Annotated in this window: 3 protein-coding genes; 2 read left to right on the top strand and 1 reads right to left on the bottom strand. The window is 34.6% G+C overall.

The features are described 5' to 3' along the window. Positions 1-10: 10 nt before the first annotated feature. On the bottom strand, positions 11-418 hold the full coding sequence (locus T368_RS16905) for a hypothetical protein (RefSeq protein ID WP_004083975.1): 408 nt from the start codon (positions 416-418) through the stop codon (positions 11-13). Positions 419-562: 144 nt separating this feature from the next. Here T368_RS16905 and lysA point away from each other — a divergent pair, with 144 nt between their 5' ends. Both lysA and T368_RS0110450 read left to right on the top strand, forming a co-directional pair. After that, entirely contained in the window at positions 563-1,909 is a 1,347-nt protein-coding gene (gene lysA / locus T368_RS0110465) for a diaminopimelate decarboxylase (RefSeq protein ID WP_004085875.1), read from the top strand. 863 nt (positions 1,910-2,772) lie between these two features. Then, the gene (locus T368_RS0110450; RefSeq protein WP_004085880.1) at positions 2,773-6,576 is read left to right on the top strand and encodes a type IIG restriction enzyme/methyltransferase; all 3,804 of its coding nucleotides are present in this window, start codon (positions 2,773-2,775) and stop codon (positions 6,574-6,576) included. Positions 6,577-6,626 lie beyond the last annotated feature (50 nt).

The raw sequence follows: 6,626 nt of genomic DNA, 5'->3' as shown, positions 1-6,626 counted from the left end.
CTATAACCCCCTATCTTCTCCCCCTTGCATCAAGCCCCTTTTTTACAGATCGTTCAAACTCCATAGCAAGTTCTGGGTGTTTTTCTTCAAATCTTTTTTGAGTCTCGATAATAATATCTTTTTGTGCGTTTTTGTGGAGAGATAGGGCAATGAGAATGTTTTTAATTTGTAGTTTGCTTAGTTCCAATTTATCATATTCGCTAAAAAGCTTATCTAGCACTTCTTGTAAATCGTCTAGTGAGCTAGAGCTAGAATCTAACACCATCATAACACTTTCAACACTAAATCCACCTGTTAAATCAATGTCAAACTCTCTTTCTTTTGGCTTATTCGATAGCACAAACTTAAAAAGTGCAAAGATAAATAACACAACAACAACAACAAAACTTCCAACAATAACAATCACATTTGTTTCCATATAAATCCCTTTGGCAAGTAACCCTTTGTTATAGAATTAAAGTTTGTATTCTAACATATTTTTTTACTGAATTCCAAAGTTAATTATTTTTTATTTGCTAGAATTGCTTATTTTTTGTGTCATTAAAATTAAAAGGATAATGGAATGAAACATTTTAAAGCTAGATGTGATTATGAGAAACTTGCAAGAGAGTATGGCACACCACTCTACATTTATGATATAGAATCTTTGCAACAACAATATCTCAAAATAAAAGATTCCTTTGGTGGTTTTAAATCGCTTGTGTGTTATGCCCTCAAAGCAAACTCTAATTTAAGCATTCTAAATACTCTTGCAAAGCTTGGTAGTGGGGCTGATTGTGTAAGTTTAAATGAAGTAAAACGCGCTATTTTAGCTGGTATCCCGCCATATAAGATTATCTTTAGTGGCGTGGGAAAAGAAGATTATGAGATAGAAGAAGCAATAAAGCTTGGGATATTATTCATAAATGTAGAATCTAAAATGGAGCTTTATCGCATTGAAGCCATTACAAAGAAACTCTATGGTGATTGTATTGCAAAAAAATCATCACATACGACAGAGACTAGCCAAGCAGATTCCCTGCCTTTAACTACGCCAGAATCTATGCAATATCAAACGCGAATCTCTATCCGTGTAAATCCCGATGTCGATGCAAAAACACACCCCTATATCTCAACAGGTTTGCATGAAAACAAGTTTGGTTTAGACATAGAGAGTGCAAAAGAGTTGTATATATACGCCCATAAAAGCGAGTTTTTAAATCCTATTGGCATACATTATCATATTGGCTCACAGATTCTAGATAAAGCCCCGCTTTTAGAATCCACGCAAAAGATTCTAGACCTTGCAAAGAGCCTTAAAGCCTTGCAGATTCCATTAAAATTCTTTGATATTGGCGGTGGCTTTGGCATATCTTACAACAATGAAGAAAGCTTTGTGATACAAGAGTATATCCATGAGATTATACGAAAGATTGATGCGCTAGATTTTACTGCTATTTGTGAGCCCGGACGCTTTATCATGGGGAATAGTGGAGCATTGCTTACACGCGTTATAGGTGAGAAGCAAACCGCAAATAAGAGGTTTGTCATTGTGGATTGTGCGATGAATGACCTACTTCGTCCTAGCTTGTATCATGCCTATCATCATATTAGCCATATTACGCAGAAAGAGACAGATTCCACGCAGATATGCGATGTTGTTGGGGCGATTTGTGAAAGCGGGGATTATGTAGGAAAAGATATTAAATTGCCACATTGTGAAAGCGGGGATTTACTACTTATTGAGAGTGCTGGGGCGTATGGATATAGCATGTCAAGTAATTATAACTCTCGTATGCGACCCGCTGAAATCGCAATATATAATGGAGAATCCTATCTCATAAAAGAAAGAGAAAATTTTGATTTAAGTGTGCAAAATGAGCTTTCATGTTTAGAGAAATTACCAAGTTTTGATTCTAAAACAAATTAGAATGTATAGAATCTAAAAAGATATTTTGCACTCACGCACTCAATATGACAAAATTTTAGATTCTCATCTCACTATAATTTCAACTTTCTTTTAATTCTTGTCATACAACCCATTTAGTCGGTATGTGCTAAATCTAGCTTGTTGTGGTGTGGCATAAAAGCTATTTCACAAAATTGCAATTTAGCGTATAATCTATAAAATGGATATGAGAATATAATAGCAGATATAACCATTAACCAAAAACAAACAAAACAATCTAGGATAAATTTACCCCATTGAAATTTGTCTTTCATTATAACTTTTCATTTTTGCAAGCATTACCCCCTTATTTTATCCACAATGAAACATATCATTTTCTTAAACAAAATGATATAGAGCCAAATAAATGGCAACAAGAATAAAAGAAGCGATAAATCCATTTTAAGCAACAATACGCTAACAAGAAATAACAAAGGAAAAATATAATACAACCAATATTTTTTAAAAAACAATATAAAATCATTGATATTTTGATTGTGATGAATGCACCACACTTCAAAATCAATTGGAATCTTAAAAATACATAGAAAATAACAATAAGGTGTAATAGCTAAAAGAGATGCCATAAAAATACTTTCAAAAAAGCTAGGTTGATACGCCATTGATAAGGATACAATAAATACCAATACACAAAAGCCAAGCCACCCCGCATATAAGATTCTAAAAAATGTTCCCACAGCTAAAACTCCAAAAAAGCAGAATATCTAAAAACTCTTATATTTGACCTAGAAAATGCAAGTATGGATTATATCAATAATATATAGGCAAAAACCTTTTATCTTTGCTATAATCCACTTTACAAACCCCACAAAAGAGAAGTTACAATGACTTACACGCTTATCCCCTTAGAAGACTTTCTATCAAACGCCCATAGCCCAAGTGAGAGTGAGCTAGAATCTTTTAGCAAACATAGGGATAAGCTTTTACTCACAAATGAAAATGAGAGTGAAGAGCATCAAAAAATCGCTTTGATAGAGTTTCTAGCCAAAAGCTTTGCCTATGAGTGCAACACCAAAAATCGCATTGATTTAAGCATTTATGAAGACAACAAAGCTAAAGTGCTTTTTGAAGTCAAAAGTCTAAGCAATACAAACGAATTTATCAAAGGTGGCACATTAAACACACTACACAATCTAGAATCCAAAGCCTTTTATGAATCCATTCTCTACTTTTTACGCGAGTATAAAACCCATAACAACAACGACATAAAGCACATTATCCTAACAAATACGCGAGATTTTTATCTCATAGACGCTAGAGAGTATCTCACATTTGCTAAAGATAAAACAATCCTAAAAGCCTTTGATAACTGCGATAAGAATCAAGGCACAGACACAAGCACAAGCAAGTTTTACGCCACACTTAAAGACTATTTGCCCTCACTTAACTCCACACTAAAATTTACCCATTTTAATATACAGACTACACCCCTGCCCCTGCTTTATCAAGCCCTAAGCCCACAAGTCCTACTCAAACGAAAATCCTATATTGATGCCAACACACTCAATCAAAGCTTCTATGATGAATTGCTCTACATTCTAGGGCTAAAAGAGATAGACCAAAAAGGCAAGATTCTAATCCTCCCCACCACAGAGCAAAACACGCTTTTAGATTCTATCTGCAACAAACTAGGACTTGATAGAGACAAAGACTTTGAGACAATCTTTTCCTTGCTTACCACTTGGAATAACCGCATATTATTCCTGCGACTTTTAGAATCTATGCTTTTAAGTTTCAAGCATATTAAAAAGCCCTTTTTAGACATTGACACATTGCAAAACTTCACAGACTTAAACACACTCTTTTTTGACATACTAGCCCTTAAAAAAGAGAAGCGAAAAACCGACTTAAAGCTAAAAGATTCTATCCCTTATCTTAACTCAAGCCTTTTTGACAAAACAGAGTTAGAAAAGCAAAATAAAGAAATAAGCAAACTAGATTCTAATCATCTCGCCATTTTCAAGCACTCAATCCTTAAAAAAGACAAAGAGTATAAAGACACGCAGTCCCTGCCCCTTTTAGAATATCTCTTTAAATTCTTACACGCCTATGACTTCACCACCACGCCAAAGGACATTATAAACCACACCAAAACAAACCACGACAAGCTGATAAATGCCGCCGTGTTAGGACTAGTCTTTGAAAAGCTAAATGGCTACAAAGAGGGCAGTTTCTACACGCCTAGCTTTATCACTAGCTATATGTGTAAAGAGTCGCTAGAAAAAGTCGTTATAGATAAGTTTAATGAAAGAAAATCGTGGGAATGCAATAGCTTAGAATCTTTAGCACAAAAGCTAGACAAACTCACAGATTCAAAAGATGGCTATAAAGAGGCAAATGCCATTTTTGATTCTATAAAGGTTTGCGATCCAGCCGTTGGTAGCGGACACTTCCTTGTATCTATGCTAAATGCTATGATAGAGCTAAAATTCCGCCTTAAGATTCTGTGTGAAATTCACATTGATGATAATGGAGAGCGAGACTACAAGCGATTAAAAGACATAAGATTACGCCTAGAAAATGATGAGATTTTAATACAAGATTCTAATAACACCCTGCATACTTATCAAACCCCAGCCCACGAAAATTTAGAATCTCACATAATCCAAAAAGCCCTATTTCACAACAAACGCATTTTGATAGAATCCTGCCTTTTTGGCGTGGATATAAACCCAAACTCTTGTGAAATCACAAAGCTAAGACTATGGATAGAGCTGCTTAAATACAGCTTTTATATCTTTGATTCTAATGGCAAGAATACAGGCGATTTAGAAACCCTGCCAAACATTGATATAAATATTAAATGTGGGAATTCGCTTGTAAGCAATATCGCCCTAGATATGACAAAAGAAAGCTTAGAAAAAGATTTAAAAAATCGGCTCAATGATAACGCCACCCTAGAATCTGCAAATGAGATTCTATCTACAATCAATGATATACAAAATAAACTCCCACATACTATACAAGATTACAAAGACGCCGTGAGTGCCTACAAAAACGAGACAAACGCCGAGCTAAAATCACTCCATAAGCAAAAAATCCACACCACACAGAGCTTTATCATCGCTATATTTCACAAAACAAGCAAAGCCTACCAAAACTTCAAAAATACCCTATCTAGCTACCTGCAACGCTATGGCTACAATGGCATTGATAACGCCACCTTGCAAAACAAAAGCCTAGATTCTGCCCTTATAAAAAGTCTCAACGACTACACGATAAACTTTAACTTCCACAAGAGCCTAGACATACCCAAAGAGCCGCAAGGTTTTGTAGAAAAAGAGCTTATAACACTTATAGAATCTATGCGAGAATATGAGAATCTCATAAATGACACTAACGCATTTGAATGGCGGTTTGCATTCCCTGAAGTGCTAGATTCTAATGGCGACTTTCTAGGCTTTGATTTAGTCATAGGCAATCCACCTTATATGCAAGTGCCAAAGGGGCTTTATGACAAAACAAGATTCCCTTACAGCGAAGGCAAGGATAAAGGCAAACAAAACTTATATAAGGTTTTTGTAGAGCTAGGATACAATTTAGGACATACAAACTCGCTTGTTGCATTTATCACACAAAGCTCCATTATGTGCGATTTATCCGCACAATTTACAAGAGAGCTACTACTCAAAGAAACACAAATGCAATACTTTGTGGAATTTAAAGACAATGAGAAAATTTTTACTAATGTGTCGCAAGGTGTTTGTATTGTAGAATTTCTCAAAGCAAAGCCAAAACCAAACAGCCACTTTAAAATCGCTATCGATAACACAGAATCCAAAATGGATAAAATTGACTTTGAATCAATCAGCCAAAAGCAAATTTTAGAGTTTTTCCCACTTTATGAAATCCCACTTATTAAAAAAGGTGAAATGCCCATTATTGCCAAAGTTAAAACAGATAAAATCCTGCTAAAAGATATGATAGATTCTAGCTTACAAGGCAATATAAATACAATCCATTTAAAGCGTATTAAAAGTGAAAAACAAACAGGAATTTATCTCATAAAAGGCGAAAATATACATCGCTACTTTATTGATAACAATCTTATGCACTGCATAGAATCTAGCGAAACTTTAAAAATGTGTAACCATAATACAAAATCGCATATAATTGCTACACAAGGAATCCATACTGCCACTAGCAAAAATCGCATACATTGCACCTTGCTAGAATCCAAAAACACAAATAAATTTGTGTTTTTGGATTCTACAAAAATGCTTTTTGTAGAATGTAAAGAAACCGCAAAGTATTTGATAGGGCTTCTTAACTCCAAGCTTTTAAATTGGCTATTTAGAAAAACAAGCACAAACAACAATGTAAATCTTTATGAGCTAGAAAATCTCCCTATCCCACAAATCACAGAATCTAATAAGCCCCTATGCGATGAGATTATAAAATGTGTAGATAAAATCCTAGAAATTAAAGCTTGTCATACTGAGGCGTTAGCCGAAGTATCTAAAAATACAGAATCTAAAAAAGATTTTTCGCCTTTTTCAAAGGCTCAAAATGACAAAGCAGATTCTACCCTTGACACAAGCAAGTTAGAATCTAAACTTGACTCTTTAGTCTATAAACTCTACAATCTCACAAACGATGAGATAGAAATTGTTGAAAACAAGGAATAGTTATATGGCACTTAATATTGAATTTAATGCGACAGAAGCTTATAAAGATG

The organism is Helicobacter bilis ATCC 51630, assembly GCF_000686565.1.
Lineage (GTDB): Bacteria > Campylobacterota > Campylobacteria > Campylobacterales > Helicobacteraceae > Helicobacter_A > Helicobacter_A bilis.
Note: the sequence above shows the minus strand (reverse complement) of the source record. Positions and strands in the feature narration are given on the sequence as shown.

What these genes read in the sequence shown, in the direction of transcription:
- T368_RS16905 (WP_004083975.1), bottom strand. Translation starts at nt 418, where the DNA reads ATGGAAACAAATGTGATTGTTATTGTTGGAAGTTTTGTTGTTGTTGTT.
- T368_RS0110450 (WP_004085880.1), top strand. Translation starts at nt 2,773, where the DNA reads ATGACTTACACGCTTATCCCCTTAGAAGACTTTCTATCAAACGCCCAT.
- lysA (WP_004085875.1), top strand. Translation starts at nt 563, where the DNA reads ATGAAACATTTTAAAGCTAGATGTGATTATGAGAAACTTGCAAGAGAG.